Genomic DNA, 19,540 nt, shown 5'->3' on the forward strand with positions numbered 1-19,540 from the left:
GGCAAGTGGAACGACAGCGGGAAGACGGCAACGGCACGGTAAGGAACGTCATCGATGAATCCGGAAACGGGAGAAATGACTGGATCTGCGGCGGAGGCGGCGCCGCGCGACCCGCGAGTGTACGGTCTTCGATGGTCAAAGCGCACGCCGGTTCACACAACCCATGCACATAGCGCGTCAAATTGTCGCAAGTCGCAAACAGACAGGAACCGATGTCCTTTTGCCAAATAGCCGTCATTACCCATCGATGATAGAATGCCGCGTCGCAGCAGCCCGGCTGTCCTGCCTGCCATGCGCCGAGCCGATCGTAGCCCGGACAAGGTCCCCGACGAATAAACATGGAGTCTCGTGTGTCTTCAAGACGCCTCTTCCGTCCGATGCTCGCCGTTCTGTTGATCGGTGGCGCGGGCCTTATGAGCGCTGCCCAAGCGCAGACCAAGCCCACGGAGCAAGCGCACGCCCAGCAGGCGCCGCTCAAGGCACCCGATACCATGGCCGAGCGTGTGCGCGGCTGTACCGCATGTCACGGCGTTCACGGCCAGGGCACGGACAACGACTATTTCCCGCGGCTTGCCGGCAAGCCGGCCGAGTACCTGTACAACCAGCTCGTCAACTTCCGTGATGGCCGGCGCAAGTACCCGCCGATGAACTATCTGCTGACGTACCTGAACGACGATTACCTGAAAGAGATCGCCGAGCACTTCTCGGCCGAGCGTCCGCCGTACCCGACGCCGGCCAAGCCGACGCTGCCGGCTGCCACGCTCGCGCGCGGCAAGCAGCTCGTCACGCAAGGCGATCCGTCGCGCAAGCTGCCGGCCTGCGTGGCCTGCCACGGCGCCGGGCTGACCGGCATGCAGCCGGCGATCCCGGGCCTCGTCGGCCTGCACGCCGATTACCTGAGCGCACAGCTCGGCGCATGGCGCTCGGGCAACCGCCACGCGAAGGCACCGGATTGCATGCACGACATCGCGTCGAAGCTGTCGGACGAAGACGTGACGGCCGTGACCGCATGGCTCGCCGCGCAACCGGCGCCCGCCAACCCCGTGCCGGCCCCGGCGCGTTCGATGAAGACTCCGCTCGCCTGCGGCAGCGAACCGCAATAAGGCAAGGGAGACAGACACAATGAAACGCAAGTCCCTGTTTGCACTCTCGGCTGTCGCGATCGTCGCGGCTGCCGCCCTCGTGCCGGTCCTGTGGCCGGGCAACGACACGCTGCACGGCGCTGCCGCCGTCGCGGCCACGCCGGCCGACCAGGCCGCGCTGATCAAGAAGGGCGAATACCTCGCGCGCGTCGGCGACTGTATCGCGTGCCACACCGTGCGCGGCGGCAAGTCGTTCGCGGGCGGCCTGCCGATGGCGACGCCGTTCGGCACGATGTATACGCCGAACATCACGCCGGACGACAAGGACGGCATCGGCAAGTGGACGTCGGACGACTTCTACCGCGCGATGCACACCGGCCGTTCGAAGGACGGCAGCCTGCTCTACCCGGGCTTCCCGTTCGCGAGCTACACGAAGGTCACGCGCGCCGATTCGGACGCGATCTACGCGTACCTGCGTTCGGTCGCGCCGGTCTCGGTGCCGAGCCGTCCGCACGAACTGAAGTTCCCGTTCAACAACCGCAACCTGCTGATCGGCTGGCGCACGCTGTTCTTCAAGGAAGGCGAGTACAAGGCGGATCCGACCAAGTCGGTCGAATGGAACCGCGGCGCGTACCTCGTCGAAGGCCTCGGCCACTGCTCGATGTGCCACACGTCGATCAACATGATGGGCGGCCCGGTGAATTCGTCGGCGTTCGCCGGCGGCCTGATCCCGCTGCAGAACTGGTATGCGCCGTCGCTGACGAACGACAAGGAACTCGGCCTCGGCGACTGGCACGTGCAGGAGCTGTCGGACCTGCTGCAGGCCGGCGTGTCGCAGAAGGGCGCGGTGTTCGGCCCGATGGCGGACGTGGTCCACAACAGCCTGCAGTACATGAACGACGAAGATACGCGCGCGATGTCGACGTACCTGAAGTCGATCCCGCAGAAGGCTGAAGCGCCGAAGAACATGCAGTACGAGCCGTCGAAGCAGTTCGGCAACGCGCTGTTCGACCAGGGCAAGAAGATCTACGCGGACAACTGCGCGACCTGCCACGCCGCGAACGGCGCAGGCAAGCCGCCGGCCTATCCGCCGCTCGCGGGCAACCACTCGATCGTGATGGAATCGGCAGTCAACCCGATCCGCATGGTGCTGAATGGTGGCTATCCGCCGAGCACGTTCAAGAATCCGCGTCCGTACGGGATGCCGCCGTTCGCGCAGTCGCTGTCGAACCAGGAAGTCGCGGCAGTCGTCACGTATATCCGGATGTCGTGGGACAACAACGGTACGCCGATCTCGCCGCAACAGGTGAGCGACCTGCGTTCCGCGCCGCTTGACTAAATAGCGCGCGACACAAACGGGGGCGCGGCTGCGGGAAACCGCAGCCGCGCCCCTTTGCTTTTTTGCGACGCCGTTCCCCGCGCGGGCCGCGCGAGGCGTCGCTGATCATAAAACTCAAGAGTGGTAACTATGTCTTTCGAATCTCTCGGCCTGGCCGAACCGCTCGTCAAGGCGGTCAACGAGCTCGGCTACACATCGCCGACGCCCATCCAGCAACAGGCAATCCCTGCCGTCCTCGGCGGCGGCGACCTGCTCGCCGGCGCACAGACCGGCACCGGCAAGACCGCCGGCTTCACGTTGCCGATCCTGCAGCGCCTGCACACCTTCTATGCCGAGCATCGCGGCGCGAAGCGCGCGGTGCGCGCGCTGATCCTCACGCCGACGCGCGAACTCGCCGCCCAGGTCGAGGAAAGCGTGCGCGCGTACAGCAAGTACCTGAAGCTGCGCTCGACCGTGATGTTCGGCGGTGTCAGCATCAATCCGCAGATCGATGCGCTCAAGCGCGGCGTCGACATCGTCGTCGCGACGCCGGGGCGTCTGCTCGACCACATGCAGCAGAAGACGATCGACCTGTCGGATCTCGACATCCTCGTGCTCGACGAAGCCGACCGGATGCTCGACATGGGCTTCATCCACGACATCAAGCGCGTGCTCGCGAAGCTGCCGCCGCAGCGCCAGAACCTGCTGTTCTCGGCCACCTTCTCCGACGAGATCAAGTCGCTCGCCGACAGCCTGCTCGATTCGCCGGCGCTGATCGAAGTCGCGCGCCGCAACACCACCGCCGAAAGCGTCGCGCAGAAGATCCACCCGGTCGACCGCGATCGCAAGCGCGAGCTGCTCACGCACCTGATCCGCGAACACAACTGGTTCCAGGTGCTCGTGTTCACGCGCACCAAGCACGGCGCGAACCGGCTCGCCGAGCAGTTGACGAAGGACGGCATCAGCGCGATGGCGATCCACGGCAACAAGAGCCAGTCGGCCCGCACGCGCGCGCTCGCGGAATTCAAGAACAGCACGCTGCAGGTGCTGGTCGCGACCGACATCGCCGCACGCGGGATCGACATCGACCAGCTGCCGCACGTCGTCAACTTCGACCTGCCGAACGTGCCGGAAGATTACGTGCACCGGATCGGCCGTACGGGCCGCGCAGGCGCGACCGGCGAAGCCGTGTCGCTCGTGTGCGTCGACGAGAAGCAATTGCTGCGTGACATCGAGCGGCTGATCAAGCGCGAGATTCCGCAGGAAGTGATCGCGGGCTTCGAACCCGATCCGAACGCGAAGCCGGAGCCGATCCAGCAACGTCGCGGCCAGCAGCCGCGCGGCGGCAACGGTGGTGGTGGCGGCGGTGGCGGCAATCGCCAGCCGCGTGCAGGCGGCTCCGGCCAGCCGGCCGCGAAGCGCGAAGGCAATGCGCAACCGAAGGCCGCGAAGGCGGCCAAGCCGCGCACGGCCGGCGGCGCGACCGGCAACGCCGGTGGCGGCGGTCGCCCGTCAAGCGGCAACGGCGCGCGTCCCGCGAACGGCAATGCCGCGCACGCGAACCGCAACCGTTCGTCGCGCAGCGGCCAGCGCGGTCACTGAAGCCGCGCGGCCGCGCGCCGCAGGTGCTCGACCTGGCGCTGCCAGCGCGCGAGCACCTCGGTGCGCGCCTCCCCTTCCAGCGCAAACGTGACGCCGGTCGCGAGACGCGCATAGCCGACCCGCTGCGCATCGCCGTGCGCGATCGTCGCAGCGAATCCGGCCAGTCCGCCGAAGTCCCCTTCGAGCGGCTCGATCCTCAGTTGTGCCTGAAAGAATGCGCCGTCCGCGACGAGCGTCAACGCGGCCGCGCGCCGTTGCGCCAGCGCGCGCGCCGCACGCGATTGCGGCCATAGCGCGAGCAGCAGCGTATGCGCGTCGCGTGCATGGATCTCGCCGACGCTGAGCAGCGTCGTACGCAACTGGCCGTCGTCGGTCGCGACGATCAGCGATGCGGCGAAGTCGGCATGGCGTTCGAGCGCGGTGCCGTCGAACAGCGAAACGACGGCCGGCGGCCACGCGTCGAACGTCCATTGTTCGAGTGCGTGGCGATGGGAATCGGTCATGATGGCGGCCCCGGTGAAAAGCAGACGATGATGCCGCAGCATAGCGCGCCGGGCCGCGCGCTGACGATCAGCGCATGAACACGTGCCGCGTGATCTTCGTCAGCGGATAGTGGACGCTCGGCTGGATCTTCGCGGGCAGGTCGAGCGGCTTGAGCAGCATCTTCACGCACATGTCGGCCGACAGGTTGCGCCGCACGAGCGAGCTGATGCGCGCGACACGCTCGCGGTTGTATTGATTGTCGCCGACGCGATCCGGGTAGCGGATCGCGAACACGTGGCGCAGCGCGATCTCGGAATCCTCGTTCTTGATTTCCATCACGCGGCGCATCAGCGCGCCGAGCACCGCGAGCCGGCCGTTGCCTTCGAGCTTGTTGTACTTCTTGAAGAACTTGAAGAAGTGCTTGTAGTGACGCACTTCGTCCGTGCGGATGTTGTCGGTGATTTCCTTCAGCACCGGCTCGTCCGAGCATTCGTTGATCGCGCGATAGAGCGTGGCCGTGCCCGTCTCGACGACGCAGCGCGCGACCATCTCGAGCGCGCGGGTCTTCTCGAACGCGTCGACCGAGCAGGTCTTCGAATACTCGGCGAAGAAATTCGCGAACGCGGTATCCCAGTCGAACTCGGGCCACACGTGCGCGATGTACGCCTTCAGCGCGCGCCCGTGCTGCAGCTCCTCGTGCTCCCATGCATTGTTGAGCCACGCGGACACTTCCGGATCGTCGTTGAAGAACTCGCTCAGGTTGCTCGTGTAGAGATCCGAACCGCTTTCGATGAACGACGACGCGCACAGCAACAGCAGCAGATCCTCGTTCGCGGCGGCGCGCTGACGATCGATCCGGTTCAGGTCGATGTCCTCGATACGCCACGGCATGACATGCGTGGTTTCAGTAGGCATGGTGGTGCGCTCCCATCGTCGCGCGGCCGTCCGGCCGATGCGTTCGGCACCGGCCCGGCGCGCCCGCAGGCGACGTTTTGCTTGCATTTATTAGTGGATTGGTCCGGCCGAACCATGCTGGCATCTTAGCCGGACTTGAATGTTCGTGCTTCAAAGCACTGACCATCCCTGACGGGCGCAGTTCCGCCGCGCATGTTGCGGTTCGTTAGATGAGTTGTTCGAACCGGTTGCGCGCGTTCGATGGTATGCGCCGCGTCAAGCAAAACGGGCGGCCATTCGGCCGCCCGTCGAGCGCAAGACTGGAAGCGTTCCGTCAGAAACCGGCCGCAAGACCGTCGCGGCGGCTGTCGCTCGCGGCCACGTAGCCGCGGTCGGGATCGTCGCGATCGAGGCGCCATACGAACTGCCCCGAGCCGAAATCCATGTAAGGATCGTCGATCGACTTGATCGTATGGCCGCGCGCGGCGAGCCCATCGACCGTCTCGCGCTTCATCGTCGACTCGACGTCGAGCGTGAAGTCGCGATTGACCTTCCAGCGCGGCGCGTCGCAGGCGGCCTGCGGCTGCTGCCCGTAGCCGAGCATGCGCACGACGGTCTGCAGGTGGCCCTGCGGCTGCATGTCGCCGCCCATCACGCCGAAGCTCATCGCGGCCTCCGTGCGGCCGTCGACCGCCTCGGTGACGAACGCGGGGATGATCGTATGGAACGGCCGCTTGCCGCCCGCGACGACGTTCGGCGACGCCGGGTCCATCGAGAAGCCGTGCCCGCGGTTCTGCAAGGCGATGCCCGTACCGGGCACGACGAGCCCCGAGCCGAAGCCCATGTAGTTCGACTGGATGAAGCTCACCATCATCCCGCGCTCGTCCGCGGCCGACAGGTAGATCGTGCCGCCCGAAGGCGGCCGGCCGGCAGCGAAGTGCGTCGCGCGCGTGCGATCGATCAGCTTCGCGCGTTCCGCGAGATACGCGTCGTCGAGCATTTGCGCGGGCGTCACGTCCATCGCGCGCGGATCGGCGACGTAGCGATAGACGTCCGCGAACGCGAGCTTCATCGCCTCGATCTGCAGGTGCTGCGAGTCGACCGAATCGACGGGCCATTCGGCCGCGCCCGCGTGCTCGGCGATCCCGAGCGCGATCAGCGCGGCGATACCCTGCCCGTTCGGCGGGATCTCGTGAATCGTATGGCGGCCGAAGCGCTTGCCGATCGGCTCGACCCATTCCGGCCGGTACGCGCGCAGGTCGGCTTCGGTCAGCGCGCCGCCCCCTTCGCGCGCGAACGCCGCGATCCGCGCGGCGAGCGCGCCCTCGTAGAACGCGCGCGGGCCGTCCTTCGCGAGCGTGCGCAGCGTCTGCGCGTGGCCCGGCAGGCACATGCGTTCGCCGACGTGCGGCGCGCGCCCGCGCGGCATGAAGGTATCGGCGAAGCCCGGCAGACCCTGCAGCTCGGGCACCGCGGCCGCCCACTTGTGCGCGACGATCGGCGACACCGAATAGCCGCGCTCGGCAATCTCGATCGCCGGCTCGAGCAGGTCCGCGAACGGCAGCGAACCGAACTTCGCATGCAGCGCTTCCCAGCCCGCGATCACGCCCGGCACCGTGACGGTATCCCAGCCGCGGGTCGGCTTGTTCGCGATGCCGTGCGCGTCCTCGCCGTGGCGCTTGCGGAAGTAGTCGGGGTGCCACGCGGCCGGTGCAACGCCCGACGCATTCAATCCGGACAGCCGCTCGCCGTCCCACACGAGCGCGAACGCATCGCCGCCGAGCCCGCACGACACGGGCTCGACCACCGTGATCGCGGCCGCGGCGGCCAGCGCCGCATCGACGGCATTGCCGCCCTTCCACAGCATCCGCAGCCCGGCCTGCGCCGCGAGCGGGTGCGACGTCGACACGACGTTGCGCGCGAACACCGGCATGCGGGTCGTCGGATACGGGTTGTGCCAGTTGAAGCCAGTCATCGGTTCCACCTCGTCGAAAGCTGAATGAACGCGCCGGACGCAGGATCGGCATGCGCGGACAGTCCGCCATTGCAGCGCGATCCGCGCGATCGCGCAAATTCATTTGTCACATGAATCCATGCGCTTTCCGCATGAATTCCCGGCGGTCATACGCCGGAGGCCGGTCGAACGCCCTTCCCGCCCTTACAATACCTGCTCCGCCTCACGACCCGACCGCCGAGCCATGACCCGAGATCCCCGCCTCACCCTCAACGCGCGCCAGCAGGAACTGCTCGAATGGGTGCAGCGCGACGGCTTCGTGACCGTCGACGATCTCGCCGCGCACTTCGCGGTCACGCCGCAAACAATCCGCCGCGACGTGAACTGGCTCGCCGACCTGAACCTGCTGCGCCGCTACCACGGCGGCGCGAGCCTGCCGACCAGCTCGGAAAACGTGTCGTACACCGCGCGCCAGCGGATGTTCCACGACGAGAAGCGGCGCATCGCGGCGCTCGCCGCGTCGCACATCCCCGACCAGGCCTCGCTGTTCATCAACCTCGGCACCACGACCGAGGAGGTTGCGCGCGCACTGAACCGCCATCACGGGCTGCACGTGATCACGAACAACCTGAACGTCGCGTCGATGATGAGCGGCTACCCCGACTGCGAGGTGCTGATCACGGGCGGCATCGTGCGGCCGTGGGACAAGGGCATCGTCGGCGAACTCGCGATCGACTTCATCCGCCAGTTCAAGGTCGACTACGCGATCATCGGCACGTCGGCGATCGAGGCCGACGGCACGCTGCGCGACTTCGACACGCGCGAGGTGCGCGTGGCCGAGGCGATCATGCAGCACGCGCGCACGGTCTACCTCGTGGCCGATCATTCGAAGGTCGGCCGCCCGGCGCTGGTGCGCCAGGGGCACCTGAGCCAGGTGCACGCACTCTTCACCGACAAGCCGCTGCCGCCGGAGATGGCCGACGCGGTGGCGAACGCGGGCACCCAGGTGTACGTCGCGGAATGACGCTTGCGATGCTGCACCGCACCTGAAACTTCAAGTGAAATCAAGAAGTTGGCGCGCCGGCCGAACCGCTTGCGGGACGTGCGCCTGTCAAATTGAAAATTAACGGGGCACGATTTGTCGTTGCCCGCGCGCTCGACTAGACTCCAGTTCCCCGGCCCGTTCGCGCGATCCGCCCGTGCCAAGGCGTGTGCGAATCCCAAGGCCGGCGAATACAGCTTTCCCCCCAAGCCATACCCCGCGGGGTATCGCGCAGCGGCGTTTGCGCCGGCTGTGCGGGCAAACCGATTGCCATGGAGAGAACGATGCTGAGTCCGCATGAATTCGCCACGCTACTGCTTGTGAAGGATGCCCCCGATCACGGCGACATGGATCGCGATGAACTCGACGCGCTGCTCGAACAGCAGCTCGTGCGGCTGGAAGGGCTGGGATCGGGACGCAAATACTGCGTGACCGAAACCGGCGACGCCGCGTTGCGATCGATCAAATGCCGCTATTCCTGAAGTCCCGCTGTTCCTGACCCGAGCGCGCCGGCCGGATTTCCGGCCGCGTTGCGTTTCCGTTTGTTCCCGCCTCCGGCAGCAGCTTTCCCGCGTCAGCCGCCGCGCAGCGTCGGATCGACCGCGGCCCGCCAGCTGACGGCCTGCGCGCGTGCCCCGTTGAAATACGCGACCCAGCCGGCGCGCCCCGCCGCGTCGGGCGCCGCATAGTGCGCCGAAAGTTCGTTTACGAACGTGCAGTAGTTCGCCTGCGTCAGCCCGCGATACCGTTTCGCCACGTACGCGTCGTACAGCGTCGAATAGACCGGCTGCGCGTCCGCGCCCCAGTCGTGCGCGGTGCCGCCGCACGACGTCTGCAGGTCGACGAACGACGGCGCCCGCCAGTTGCCGGCAAGCGGCGGCGTGCCAGCGCTGCACCCTGCCAGGACGACGGCGCACGCGCCGACCCACATCCCAATACGCATGATTCACCTCGCGAAACGGTCGATTCCGCCAGTATCGTCCGGGATCGGGCCATGCGCTACTGGCCCCGCTTTTTCGAACTTTACTTTTTCGATTTCGTTCGTTAAATTTCGAATTCGAACATTTCATGTTCGCCCATTTCCATCAAACGATAAGGACAGCAGGGTGACCCAACCGAATCGCTACGATCTGCTCGTCGTCGGCGGCGGCATCAACGGCGCGGGCATCGCGCGCGATGCGGCCGGCCGCGGCCTGTCGGTCCTGCTCTGCGAGCAGGACGACCTCGCGTCGCACACGTCGTCGTCCAGCACGAAGCTGATTCACGGCGGCCTGCGCTACCTCGAATACAACGAATTCGGACTCGTCCGCAAAGCGCTGCAGGAGCGTGAGACGCTGCTGCGCGCGGCGCCGCACATCATGTGGCCGCTGCGCTTCGTGATGCCGCACATGCCGAACCTGCGGCCGGCCTGGCTGATCCGGATCGGCCTGTTCCTCTACGATCACCTCGCGAAGCGCGAACTGCTGCCCGGCTCGCGCGGCATCGACATGCGCCGCCACGCGGCCGGCGCGCCGCTGATCGACTCGATCAAGCGCGGCTTCGTGTATTCGGACGGCTGGGTCGACGACGCCCGCCTCGTCGTGCTGAACGCGCTCGATGCGAAGGAACGCGGCGCCGAGATCCTCACGCGCACCAGGCTCGTCTCGGCCGAGCGCCACGGCGACGAATGGGAAGCGCGGCTGCAGCACGCGGACGGCTCGATGCGCGTCGTGCGTGCGCGCGCGGTCGCGAACGCGGCCGGCCCGTGGGTCGGCGACGTGCTGCACGGCGCGCTCGGCCGCGGCGCGCAGCACAGCGTGCGGCTCGTGAAGGGCAGCCACATCATCACGCGGCGCCTGTTCGAGCACGATCACGCGTACATCTTCCAGAACCCGGACAAGCGGATCATCTTCGCGATTCCGTACGAGCACGACTTCACGCTGATCGGCACGACCGACGTCGAATACACGAACGATCCCGCGAAGGTCGCGATCGATCGCGACGAGACGCAGTATCTGTGCGATTCGATCAACCGCTACTTCAAGCGCAAGATCGCGCCGGCCGACGTGCACTGGACCTATTCGGGCGTGCGCCCGCTGCTCGAGGACGAAAACGCGGCGAACGCGTCGGCCGTCACGCGCGACTACCGCCTCGAGATGGACGACGGTGCCGGCGCGCCGCTGCTGTCGGTGTTCGGCGGCAAGATCACGACGTTCCGCAAGCTCGCGGAAGAAGCAGCCGACCTGCTGTGCGGTGCACTCGGCAGCGACGCGACAACCTGGACGGCCGGCGCGCCGCTGCCGGGCGGCGACATCGCGAACGCGAAGTTCGACGTGTTCGCCGACGCGTTCGCGAAACGCCACCCGTGGCTGCCCGCCGCGCTCGCGCGCCGCTATGCGCGCGCGTACGGCACGCGAGCGGAACGCGTGGTCGACGGCGCGACGTCGCTCGCCGACCTCGGCACCGAGATCGCACCGGGCATCCACGACGCCGAACTGCGCTACCTGCGCGACGTCGAATGGGCGACCTGCGCGCAGGACGTCCTGTGGCGCCGCTCGAAGCTCGGCCTGCACGTCACGCCGGGCACGCTCGACACGGTGACGGCCGCGGTCGACGCATGGTTCGCCGCCGCGCATGCGCCGCACGCGTGATTCGTTTGCAGTTGCAGTTGCCTGACCGACGTTGATTCACCGACGCGCCGCGTAACATGCGGCGCGCATCACAACTACGCCAATTCACGGATGGAGATGAGAGACATGCAGGACCAGTACATCCTCGCGCTTGACCAGGGCACGACGAGCTCCCGCGCAATGCTGTTCGATCGCCAGGGCAACATCGTTTCGATCGCCCAGAAGGAATTCGAACAGATCTACCCGCAACCCGGCTGGGTCGAGCACGACCCGCAGGAAATCTGGTCGACGCAAGCGGGCGTCGCCGCCGAAGCCGTCACGCGCACCGGCCTGAACGGCACGTCGATCGCCGCGATCGGCATCACCAACCAGCGCGAGACGACGATCGTCTGGGATCGCGAGACGGGCCAGCCCGTCTACAACGCGATCGTGTGGCAGGACCGCCGCACCGCCGATTTCTGCGATTCGCTGAAGCAGCAGGGCCTCGAGGCGAAGGTGCGTGCGAAGACCGGGCTGCCGATCGACTCGTACTTCTCCGCGACCAAGATCCGCTGGATCCTCGACAACGTGCCGGGCGCGCGCGACAAGGCGCGGCGGGGCAAGCTCGCGTTCGGCACCGTCGACAGCTGGCTCGTGTGGAACTTCACGAAGCACGAGCTGCACGTGACCGACGTGACGAACGCGTCGCGCACGATGCTGTTCAACATCCACACGCGCGAGTGGGACAGCGAGTTGCTCGAACTGCTCGACATCCCGCGCAGCATGCTGCCGGAAGTGAAGGCGTCGTCGGAAATCTACGGCTACACGAAGACCACCGTGTTCGCGTCGAAGATCCCGCTCGCGGGCATCGCCGGCGACCAGCAGGCGGCGCTGTTCGGCCAGATGTGCACGACGTCGGGCATGGTGAAGAACACCTACGGCACCGGCTGCTTCCTGATGATGAACACCGGCGACAAGCCGATCGAGTCGAAGAACAACCTCGTCACGACGATCGCGTGGCAGATCGGCGACGACGTGCAGTACGCGCTCGAAGGCAGCATCTTCATCGCGGGCGCGGTCGTGCAGTGGCTGCGCGACGGCGTCGGCGTCATCAAGACGGCCGCCGAGATCGAGGCGCTCGCCGCGAGCGTGCCGCACACCGACGGCGTCTATCTCGTGCCGGCGTTCGCGGGCCTCGGCGCACCGCACTGGAACGCCCGGGCGCGCGGTTCGGTGTTCGGCGTCACGCGCGGCACGACGTCCGCACACCTCGCGCGCGCGGCGCTGGACGCGATCGCCTATCAGTCGCTCGACGTGCTGGCCGCGATGGAAGCCGACTCGGGCATCAGCATCGGCGAGCTGCGCGTCGACGGCGGCGCGAGCGCGAACGACCTGCTGATGCAGTTCCAGGCCGACCTGCTCGGCGTCGACGCGGTGCGTCCGCAGATCACCGAGACGACCGCGCTCGGCGCGGCCTACCTCGCGGGCCTCGCGATCGGCTACTGGAAGAACCTCGACGAAGTGCGCAGCCAGTGGCAGCTCGATCGCCGCTTCTCGCCGTCGATGCCGAAGGAGCAGGTCGAACGCTGCATGGCCGGCTGGCAGCGCGCGGTACGCGCCGCCAAGGCATGGGCCGACGACACGCAGTAACCGCTGCAGTCACCACAAGAAATACGAACGAAATACAACAACACCGGCGGGCCGCGCGACGCGCGAGTCCGCCGTCATCCACGAGAGACAACATGTCACCTTATATTGCGGAATTCATCGGCACGGCGATCCTCGTGCTGCTCGGCAACGGCGCGGTCGCCAACGTGCTGCTGGCGAAGACCAAGGGCAAGGGCGCGGACCTGATCGTGATCGTGATGGGCTGGGCGATGGCGGTGTTCGTCGCCGTCTACGTGACCGCGTCGTTCAGCGGCGCGCACCTGAACCCGATCGTCACGATCAGCCTCGCGCTCGCGGGCAAGTTCGCGTGGTCGAAGGTCGGCGGCTACATCGCCGCGCAGATGCTCGGCGGGATGGCCGGCGCGCTGCTCGTGTGGCTCGCGTATCGCCAGCACTTCGCGAAGGAAGTCGATGCGGACGTGAAGCTCGCCGTGTTCTGCACGGCGCCCGCGATCCGCAGCACCACGCACAACGTGCTGACCGAAGCGATCTGCACGTTCGTGCTGATCCTCGGCGTGCTGTACCTCGCGTCACCGCAGGTCGGCCTCGGCGCGCTCGACGCGCTGCCCGTCGGCCTGCTCGTGCTCGGCATCGGCATCTCGCTCGGCGGGCCGACCGGCTATGCGATGAGCCCGGCGCGCGACCTGTCGCCGCGCCTGATGCATGCGCTGCTGCCGATCCCCGGCAAGCGCGACAGCGACTGGCGCTATGCATGGGTGCCGGTGATCGGCCCGCTGCTCGGCGGCGCCGCGGCGGCCGGCCTGTATCTGCGCCTGCACGCGATGGCCTGAGCGCGGTCTGACCTGAACCCGAACGGGAGCGCGCGGCAGCAGCTGCCGCGCGCTTCTGCCCGCCCCCTTCCTCCTGCTCCGCACGGCTGCCGCTGCGCCGCCGCACACCGCCGCTAGCGATCGCCCGCGGCCGCCGCCAGCGACTTCAGCTTCACCCCCGCATCCGCGACCGCGGCCGGTGTCACGTCGATCCGGCGCTCGACCAGCATGCGCGCGACGCGCATCTCCTTCACGAATCCCGACGCACGACCGAAACCGCTCGCCGCGACGAGCCGTTCGCCGGCATCGAAGTGGAAATGGATTTCCGCATCGTCGCCGAGCACGCGCGCGACCGTCCGCTCGCCGAGCGCCGGTTCGCCGGCCACCTGCAGTTGCGCATCGTATTGATCGGACCAGAACCACGGCATCTCGCGATACGGCTCGTCGGCGCCGAGCATGTTGCGTGCGGCGACGCGCGCCTGCGTTTCCGCGCCGTGCCAGGTCTCCTGACGCACGAGCCGCCCTGACGCCCCGCTCGGGAACACCGCGACATCGCCGGCCGCATAGATGCCGCGCGCCGACGTCTCGAGCCGCGCGTTCACGACGATCCCGCGTTCCACGACGAGGCCCGCGTCGCGCGCCAGTTCGTCGGCCGGTTCGATCCCGATGCCGGCGACCACCGTATCGGCGATCAGCGTGTCGCCGTCGTCGAGCACGACGGCCAGCGCGCCGTCCGGCGTACGCTCGATCGCGACGGGCCGGCGGTTCAGGCCGATCGCGACGCCCCGCGCCACATGCAGTGCATGCACGCGTGCCGCGATCGGCTCCGGCACCGCACGCCCGAGCAGGCGTGGCGCCGCGTCGAGCACGGTCACACGACAACCGCGCAGCCGCGCCGACGCCGCGACCTCGAGACCGATGAAGCCGCCGCCGATCAGCACGACCCGCGCATCGGGCACGAGCCGCGCGCCGAGCGCAGCCGCATCGTCGAGCGTGCGCAATGCGAATACGCCGTCGAGTTCCGCACCCGGAATCGCGAGGCGGCGCGCGCGGCCGCCGGTCGCGAGCAGCAGCGCATCGTAAGCGAATCCGCGGCCGCCCGAGACATGCAGCTCGCGTGCCACCGGATCGATCCGCTCGACCGTCGCGACGATCGGTTCTATGTCGTCCGCACGCCACGCATCCGGATCGCGCAGCCCGCATTGCGCGGCGCTGCGCTCACCGGTCAGCACGCCCTTCGACAGCGGCGGCCGCTCGTACGGCAGGTGCGCCTCCGCGCCGATCAGCACGATGCGCCCGTGCCAGCCGCCCTCGCGCAGCACCTGCGCCGCGCGACCGCCCGCATGGCCCGCACCGACGATCGCCATCACCCGGTCGTTCGCCATCGCGTCACACCTCGATCAGGATGCGGCCGTCCTCGACCTTCGCGCGGTAGGTGCGCAGCTTCTCGCACGCAGGTGCCGACAGCGCCCGGCCGTCGCGCACGTCGAAGCGCCCGTTGTGCTTCGGGCATTCGATCACGTGATCGATCACGAGCCCGTCGGCGAGATGCACGTGCTCGTGCGTGCACAGCCCGTCGCTCGCATACACGTTCCCGTCGATCCGGTAGATCGCGTACGTGCGGCCGTCGTGGTCGAAGCGCGCGACGTCTTCGTCGTCGATGTCGTCGAGGGCGCCGGTGTCGAGCCATTGCGTCATGATGCGTGTCTCCTGGGTTGGAAGGTCGGTTGCCGGTCACGCCCGCGCCGCGTCCGGCACCGGCCGCACGACGTAATGGGACGGGTCGCGCGTCTGCCGGACGAGCGCCGGCACGATCTCCGCATACGCGGCCAGCGTGCCGCGGTACGGCGGCGGCATGTCGGCCTTCACGGCCTCATGCAGCTTCGGCAGTGCGTGGAACGGCACCATCGGGAACATGTGGTGTTCGACGTGGTAGTTCATGTTCCAGTACAGGAAGCGGAACACCGGATTCATCGTCACGGTCCGGCAGTTGAGCCGGTGATCGAGCACGTTCTCGGGCATGCCCGCGTGCTGCGTGAGGCCGAAGTACAGGTACAGCCACGCGCCGTAGAGGCTCGGCAGCCCGATGTAGAGCAGCGGCAGGATCGTGTGCCAGGCCAGCGATGCGCCGATCACGACCGCATGAACGCCCAGATGAATGCGCGCCTCGCGCACGACCTTCGGCCACTCCGATTCGGGCACGTAGGTGCGCTCCTCGTCGTCGAGCCGGCCGGCGAACGCCAGCACGATCATCTTGCGCAGCTCGCTCGCCACATGCTTGAGCGCGACCACGTTCAGCGCGAGCCCGAGCCAGTCGGTCGGCTTCGGTGCGGCGATTTCCGGATCGCGTCCGACGACCAGCGTGTCGGTGTGATGGCGCGCGTGGCTCCACCGCCATACCGTCGCGCGGCGGAACACCTGGAACGACGCGACCTGGTACAGCACGTCGTTCATCCAGCGCGTGCGGAACGCGGTGCCGTGCCCGCACTCGTGCCAGCGCGAATCGGCCGGGCTGCAGTAGAGCGTGCCGTACACGAAGAACGCGGGAATCGCCCACGCGGAATGCGCGCGCCAGGCGAACCACGCGAGCACGCCGCTCGCGACGATCGCCGCGTACCAGATCAGCGTGTCGCGGATCGCGCGCGCATCGTCGCGCTGCATCAGCTGCTTCATCAGCGGCCGCGGCACCGGGCACCGGTACCACTCGGCGTTGACGAGCCCCGCGGCCCGCGCACGCTCGCCGGCGCCGCCGATCATTCGGTATTCCTGACGGCGCGCCGCCGCGGTGCGGTCGTGCGCCTGATCGTCCGTATGGGCCACTCGTGTCTCCTGGTTGTTCGTTCGCGGGAAGCGCGGCGAGCGCTTCGCATGCATTCAAAATTAGGCGACGGCCATGGCCCGCTCAATCGAAACGTTGACGAAATTTCGCCATCGCTTTAGCGTTCCGGACAGCGCCACCTCCCGCTGGCGACGACAGACGAACACGGAGACGACCATGGCCGACCCCACCGGTCCGCGCTGGCGCAAGCGCACCGCGCGCTTCGACGAGATCGCGGCACTCGCCGGGGTCAGCACGACCACCGTCGACCGCGTGCTGAACGAGCGCGGCAGCGTGTCCGCGCAGGCGCGCGAGCGCGTGGTCGCGGCCGCGCGCCAGCTCGGCGTGCCGCGCCAGTTGCCCGACACGCGGCACGGGCTGCTTCACGTCGACGTGCTGCTGCCCGACACCGACGCGCCGTTCTTCCGGCGGCTGCAGCAGGCGGTGCAGCGCTCGCTGCAGATGCTCGACCGGCGCGTGGTCGTGCACCGGACCATCCTGCCCGCCGCGGACGACGACCGCGCGGCCGCGCTGATCGAGCGGCCGGCCTACCGGCGCGCGGCGCTGATCGTCACCGCGCGCGACACGCCGCGCGTGCGCGACGCGCTGGCCGGCGCGATCGCGCGCGGCGAAACCGTCGTCACGATGGTCACCGACATCGGCGGCATCGAGCGCGTGCACTACGCGGGCATCGACAACTACCGCGCCGGGCGCACGGCCGGCTACTACCTCGGCCGCCTCGCGGCGCGCCCCGGCCGCGTGCTGCTGCTGGGCGGACGCATGGGCTACCGCGCGCACGCCGACCGGATGGCCGGCTGCGTCGACCAGCTGCGGGAAGCGTTTCCCGACCTCGACTGCGACGACGCGCCGATCGAAACGCTCGACCAGGACGACCGCTGCTACCGCGCGGTGACGAACGCACTGCGCGCGCACGACGATATCGTCGGGATCTACAACAGCGGCGCGGGCTCGGCCGGCATCGAGGCCGCGCTGCGCAAGGCCGGCGCGGCCGGGCGCGTCGTCTGGATCGGGCACGAGATGATCGACCTGCACCGCACCTACATCGAGGCCGGTTCGATGGACATCGCGATCGACCAGGATCCGGACGGCCAGGCGATTTCCGCGCTGCAGCACGTGCTGCACGCGTGCGGCATCGTCGAACAGCCGCCGCCGGGCGATCCGGTCGAATTCCGCGTGTTCTGCTCGGCCAACGTGCGCACCAGCGCGTATCTGCCGGCCTGACGCCCGCCGCGCATCGCGCGCAGGCGCGTCACGGAAAGATCGACCGCCGAATTGGCGATTTTTCGTCAACGTTTGTCATGCAGCCCGCTCGGCACGTCCGTACATTTGGCAGCCATCCAGAACCGGAACGGATGGAGACGATGGCTGAAGCGATCCTCATCGGCGTGAACCTCGACGGCGTGCTCGAACACGACGGCCTGCCGCTGCCCGCGCCCGCCGAGCGGTTCCGGATGATCGCCGGCGCCGGCGTGTTCGACTACGTCGAAAAGAACCCGGTGCGCGGCGAGGACCTGTCGCCGTACTTCGCGCTCGTCGACCGGCATGCCCTGCCGATTCGCGTGATCGGCGGCATCTGGTGCGCCGGCCGCGACGAGGCGCACGTCGCCGAGATCGTCGACGCCGGCGCGCGGTTCGGCAGCACGGTGCTCAACTGCCAGCTGTACGCGCACCATGCGGACGGCCATCCGCTGTCGGACCGCGAAGTCGCCGACTTCTACCTGCGCGCCTACGAACGCGGCGAGCCGGTCGGCTGCCTGCCGAGCCTGGAAGTGCACGTCGACATGTGGAGCGAGGATTTCCTGCGGATCGCGCGCGTCGCGCAATGCGTCGAGCAGGCCGGCGTGCCGTTCCGGATCACGCTCGACCATTCGCACCTGCTGTTCAAGCTCGGCAATCGCGCCGAACTCGATGCGTCGGGCCTGCGCGAACCGGTCGACAGCGTGCGGCACCTGCTCGACCCGGCCTCGCCGTCGGCCGTCTACGCCGACTGGATCGCACGCGGCTGGGTCGGGCACGCGCATGCGCGCAGCGTGATCCCGAACAATCCGGAGAACCGCTGGATGCGCCGCGCGGATGGCCGGCCCGGCCGCGGGATCCAGTATCCGTTCGTCGAACCGGCGCCGGGCGCCTATCACGGCGAATGGCGCGCCGCGCCGCTCGATACGTGGAAAACGGCGCTGCGGCGCCTGCTGCAGTGGCAGGTTCATGCGCGGCCGACACGGCTCGCGCAGGTCAGCTGCGAATTCATCCCGTTTCCGGACTACGGCGGCGGCGCCCGCTATTCGATCTTCGACAACAACGTCGCGTGCGCGCAGTGGCTGCGCGACACGTGGCGCGCGCTCGCCGCGGAGCCGGCGGATGCGCCGGCCGACACTCGCGCGCGCGGCCTCACCTGATTCGCCCCGCCCCACTCGACACCTGAGGACAGAACGATGACGCAACAAGCCTTTCACTTTTCGCTGAACCGGATGAGCGCGCCGCGCCTGCCGCTCGACCGCTATGTCGCGCTGTGCCGGCGGCTCGGCGTCGACACGATCGAGATCCGCAACGATCTCGACGGCGTCGAGATCACCGACGGCACGCCGGCTTCGGCGGTGCGCGCGACGGTCGAAGCCGGCGGCGTGTCGATCCTGACGATCAACGCGCTGCAGCGCTTCGAGCAATGGAATGCCGAGCGCGCGGACGAAGCGACCGTGCTCGCGGACTACGCCGCGCAATGCGGCGCACGCGCGCTGGTGCTGTGTCCGACCAACAGCCGCGGCGACACGCGCGACGCCGCCGCGCGGCACGCCGATCTCGTCAAGGCGCTGAAGGCGCTCAAGCCGATCCTCGACGCGCGCGGCCTGCTCGGCTTCATCGAGCCGCTCGGTTTCGAGGAATGCGCGCTGCGCCGCAAGTCGGATGCGGTGAAGGGCATCTACGCCGCGGCCGGCGAGCACGTATTCCGGCTCGTGCACGACACGTTCCACCATCACCTGTCGGGCGAGGACATCTTCTTCCCGAACCTGACCGGCCTCGTGCACATCTCGGGTGTCGAGGAAAGCGACCTGCCGGTCGACCGGATGCGCGACGGCCACCGCGTGCTGGTCGGCGGCGCCGACCGGCTCGGCAACGTCCGGCAGTTGCGTGAACTCCTCGCGCGCGGCTATCGAGGGGCATTCTCGTTCGAGCCGTTCGCGAACGAAATCGCGGAGGCGGACGACATCGAAGACCGGCTGCGCGCCAGCATCGATCACCTCCGCGGCGAGCTGGCGGCTCGCTGAGCGGCGCGGCGGCGCAGGCCGCCGCGGCAACCGCCAC

General features: G+C 68.2%; 18 protein-coding genes. 11 read left to right on the top strand and 7 right to left on the bottom strand.

Going from position 1 to position 19,540, the window contains the following annotated elements; translation table 11 throughout:
* Positions 1-338: 338 nt before the first annotated feature.
* From U5771_RS01430 to U5771_RS01440, 3 genes are all read left to right on the top strand, one after another.
* On the top strand, positions 339-1,103 hold the full coding sequence (locus U5771_RS01430) for a c-type cytochrome (protein ID WP_322022293.1): 765 nt from the start codon (positions 339-341) through the stop codon (positions 1,101-1,103).
* 19 nt (positions 1,104-1,122) lie between these two features.
* A complete protein-coding gene (locus U5771_RS01435; protein ID WP_322022294.1) occupies positions 1,123-2,421 on the top strand; it encodes a cytochrome c in 1,299 nt (432 codons plus the stop codon).
* Between the two features lie 129 nt (positions 2,422-2,550).
* A complete protein-coding gene (locus tag U5771_RS01440; RefSeq protein WP_322022295.1) occupies positions 2,551-4,002 on the top strand; it encodes a DEAD/DEAH box helicase in 1,452 nt (483 codons plus the stop codon).
* Here the strand turns inward: U5771_RS01440 and U5771_RS01445 are convergent.
* The 3 genes from U5771_RS01445 to U5771_RS01455 all read right to left on the bottom strand — a co-directional run bounded on the left by U5771_RS01445 (position 3,996) and on the right by U5771_RS01455 (position 7,354).
* Entirely contained in the window at positions 3,996-4,505 is a 510-nt protein-coding gene (locus tag U5771_RS01445) for a hypothetical protein (RefSeq protein WP_322022296.1), read from the bottom strand. The two genes, U5771_RS01440 and U5771_RS01445, sit on opposite strands and share 7 nt — an antisense overlap.
* A gap of 67 nt (positions 4,506-4,572) precedes the next feature.
* Positions 4,573-5,400, bottom strand: a complete 828-nt coding sequence (locus U5771_RS01450) for a ferritin-like domain-containing protein (protein ID WP_322022297.1) — start codon at positions 5,398-5,400, stop codon at positions 4,573-4,575.
* A 313-nt stretch (positions 5,401-5,713) separates the two neighbouring features.
* Positions 5,714-7,354 carry a gamma-glutamyltransferase family protein gene (locus U5771_RS01455; protein WP_322022298.1) on the bottom strand — a complete coding sequence of 547 codons (1,641 nt, stop codon included), beginning with the start codon at positions 7,352-7,354 and terminating at the stop codon, positions 5,714-5,716.
* 223 nt (positions 7,355-7,577) lie between these two features.
* On the opposite strand from U5771_RS01455, the gene U5771_RS01460 reads away from it, so the two are divergent.
* Both U5771_RS01460 and U5771_RS01465 read left to right on the top strand, forming a co-directional pair.
* Positions 7,578-8,357 carry a DeoR/GlpR family DNA-binding transcription regulator gene (locus tag U5771_RS01460; RefSeq protein WP_044846783.1) on the top strand — a complete coding sequence of 260 codons (780 nt, stop codon included), beginning with the start codon at positions 7,578-7,580 and terminating at the stop codon, positions 8,355-8,357.
* A 302-nt stretch (positions 8,358-8,659) separates the two neighbouring features.
* The gene (locus U5771_RS01465; protein ID WP_044846784.1) at positions 8,660-8,857 is read left to right on the top strand and encodes a hypothetical protein; all 198 of its coding nucleotides are present in this window, start codon (positions 8,660-8,662) and stop codon (positions 8,855-8,857) included.
* Positions 8,858-8,949: 92 nt separating this feature from the next.
* Here U5771_RS01465 and U5771_RS01470 read toward each other — a convergent pair whose 3' ends face one another.
* Positions 8,950-9,318 carry a hypothetical protein gene (locus U5771_RS01470; protein WP_322022299.1) on the bottom strand — a complete coding sequence of 123 codons (369 nt, stop codon included), beginning with the start codon at positions 9,316-9,318 and terminating at the stop codon, positions 8,950-8,952.
* 163 nt (positions 9,319-9,481) lie between these two features.
* On the opposite strand from U5771_RS01470, the gene glpD reads away from it, so the two are divergent.
* From glpD to U5771_RS01485, 3 genes are all read left to right on the top strand, one after another.
* Positions 9,482-11,005, top strand: a complete 1,524-nt coding sequence (glpD, locus tag U5771_RS01475; protein WP_322022300.1) for a glycerol-3-phosphate dehydrogenase — start codon at positions 9,482-9,484, stop codon at positions 11,003-11,005.
* 105 nt (positions 11,006-11,110) lie between these two features.
* On the top strand, positions 11,111-12,613 hold the full coding sequence (gene glpK / locus U5771_RS01480; RefSeq protein ID WP_322022301.1) for a glycerol kinase GlpK: 1,503 nt from the start codon (positions 11,111-11,113) through the stop codon (positions 12,611-12,613).
* A 92-nt stretch (positions 12,614-12,705) separates the two neighbouring features.
* On the top strand, positions 12,706-13,422 hold the full coding sequence (locus U5771_RS01485) for an MIP/aquaporin family protein (protein WP_322022302.1): 717 nt from the start codon (positions 12,706-12,708) through the stop codon (positions 13,420-13,422).
* A 113-nt stretch (positions 13,423-13,535) separates the two neighbouring features.
* Here U5771_RS01485 and U5771_RS01490 read toward each other — a convergent pair whose 3' ends face one another.
* Genes U5771_RS01490 through U5771_RS01500 form a run of 3 tightly spaced genes read right to left on the bottom strand, consistent with a single transcriptional unit; the run spans position 13,536 to position 16,221 of the window.
* A complete protein-coding gene (locus U5771_RS01490; RefSeq protein WP_322022303.1) occupies positions 13,536-14,786 on the bottom strand; it encodes an NAD(P)/FAD-dependent oxidoreductase in 1,251 nt (416 codons plus the stop codon).
* 4 nt (positions 14,787-14,790) lie between these two features.
* Complete coding sequence (locus tag U5771_RS01495) at positions 14,791-15,099, bottom strand: non-heme iron oxygenase ferredoxin subunit (RefSeq protein WP_322022304.1); 309 nt, start codon at positions 15,097-15,099, stop codon at positions 14,791-14,793.
* Between the two features lie 36 nt (positions 15,100-15,135).
* Positions 15,136-16,221: a fatty acid desaturase family protein gene (locus U5771_RS01500; RefSeq protein ID WP_322022305.1), complete on the bottom strand. Its 1,086-nt coding sequence runs from the start codon at positions 16,219-16,221 to the stop codon at positions 15,136-15,138.
* A gap of 175 nt (positions 16,222-16,396) precedes the next feature.
* Between U5771_RS01500 and U5771_RS01505 the strand changes: the two genes are divergently transcribed.
* The 3 genes from U5771_RS01505 (at position 16,397) to U5771_RS01515 (ending at position 19,503) form a co-directional block, all read left to right on the top strand.
* Complete coding sequence (locus tag U5771_RS01505) at positions 16,397-17,461, top strand: LacI family DNA-binding transcriptional regulator (protein ID WP_322022306.1); 1,065 nt, start codon at positions 16,397-16,399, stop codon at positions 17,459-17,461.
* A 140-nt stretch (positions 17,462-17,601) separates the two neighbouring features.
* A complete protein-coding gene (locus tag U5771_RS01510; protein ID WP_322022307.1) occupies positions 17,602-18,636 on the top strand; it encodes a xylose isomerase in 1,035 nt (344 codons plus the stop codon).
* Positions 18,637-18,672: 36 nt separating this feature from the next.
* On the top strand, positions 18,673-19,503 hold the full coding sequence (locus U5771_RS01515) for a TIM barrel protein (RefSeq protein WP_322022308.1): 831 nt from the start codon (positions 18,673-18,675) through the stop codon (positions 19,501-19,503).
* Positions 19,504-19,540: the final 37 nt, after the last annotated feature.

The organism is Burkholderia sp. BCC1977 (genome assembly GCF_905339595.1).
Classification (GTDB): Bacteria; Pseudomonadota; Gammaproteobacteria; order Burkholderiales; family Burkholderiaceae; genus Burkholderia.